General features: G+C 72.7%; 1 protein-coding gene. It reads right to left on the bottom strand.

From position 1 onward, the window contains the following. A partial coding sequence (locus A0J48_RS26370) for a peptidyl-prolyl cis-trans isomerase (RefSeq protein ID WP_200327531.1) occupies positions 1–1,406 on the bottom strand: 1,406 nt, incomplete at both ends.

Raw genomic sequence — 1,406 nt, 5'->3', positions numbered from 1 at the left:
CGGCCAGCGCGCGGCCGATGACCTCGCGGCCCAGGGCCTGTTGCTGCTGGGCGGTCTGGCGGGTCAGGCCCGGCACGCGGCTGACGGTCAGGCCGGCCGAGGCGGCGACGGCCTCGAGGGTCTCGCCCTTGCGGATGCGCTCGCTCAGGCCGGCGGCCTTGGCCTCCAGGGCGCGGACCAGCTCACGCTGGATCCAGAACTGGGTGACCATCGGGCGGACCTCGGCCAGCGGCGGCACATGGGCGGCCACGACGCGGTCGACCTTCACGGCGAAGTAGGCGCCGTCGCCCAGGTCGGTGATGTCGCTCTCGGCCCCGGTGGGCAGGGCGAAGGCGGTCTCGAGGATCTTGGGCGGCAGGCCCTGCAGCTGGCGGCCCTGTGCGTCGACGCCCTGCGCCGAGATCGGGCCCAGCGGGGTGACCGTGACGCCGGCCTTCTTGGCGGCGGATGCGAGGTCGCCGCCGTCCTTGATGGTGTCGTCGAACGCCTGGGTCTGGGCGTAGACCTTCTCGGCGACCATGTCCTTGCGGATCTCGGCCTCGAGCATCGGGCGGGCTTCCTCCAGGCTGACCTCGCGGCCGGGGGTGATCGCGCTGACGCGGACCACGGCCAGGCCCAGGTCGCCCTGGACGGTCGCGGGCTGACCGGCGGGCAGGCGGAAGGCGGCCTGGCCGACCTTGCGGTCGCTGATCGCCGACATCGGCTTGGCGTCGTAGACGACCGCGTCCACGCCCAGCGACTTGGCGACGGCGGCCGGAGCCTCGCCGCGGGCCAGGCGGGCCGTGACCTGCTGGGCGGACGCCTGGTCCTTCACGGGGATCTGCACGAGGCTGCGGACCTCGGGGGTCGACAGCGTGTCTTTGCGGAACTGGTAGCGCTTCTGCAGCTCGGCCGGGTCGATCGGGGCCGAGGCCTGGGCCTGCACGCCGGCGGGCGTGCACAGCACGACCGACAGGACGCGGGTCCCGGGGGCGGTCAGGCGGTCCTTGTTCTCGTTGATGACGCTCTGCAGCTGGGCGTCGGTAGGCGCGGCGGGCGCCGGGACGCTGCTGGGCGCGAGGGTCACGAAGGCGAGGTCGCGCGCTTCCAGGCCGTAGATGGCGGCCAGGGCGCCGTAGCTGCGCGGGGCGGACAGGCCGTTCTGGACCGCGACGGCCCAGTGCTGGGTCGCCATCTGGTCGCGCAGGCCGGCGTCGAAGTTCTCGGGCGTCATGCCGTTTTCGCGCAGGCGCGCGTCGAAGGTCTTCTTGTCGAACTTGCCCGTGTTGGGATCGAAGAAGGCCTGGATCTTCTGGATCTGGTCGACGCTCAGCTTGTCGCCGGGCTTGACGCCGGCCTTGGACAGCACCTCGGCGAAGGCCTCGCGGGTGGCGACGCCGTTCAGGACCGTGGCGTCCAGGCTGTTC

It is taken from the genome of Sphaerospermopsis aphanizomenoides BCCUSP55 (assembly GCF_001586785.1).
Taxonomy (GTDB): Bacteria; Cyanobacteriota; Cyanobacteriia; order Cyanobacteriales; family Nostocaceae; genus Sphaerospermopsis_A; species Sphaerospermopsis_A aphanizomenoides_A.
This window is presented reverse-complemented; position numbering and strand designations above follow the sequence as displayed.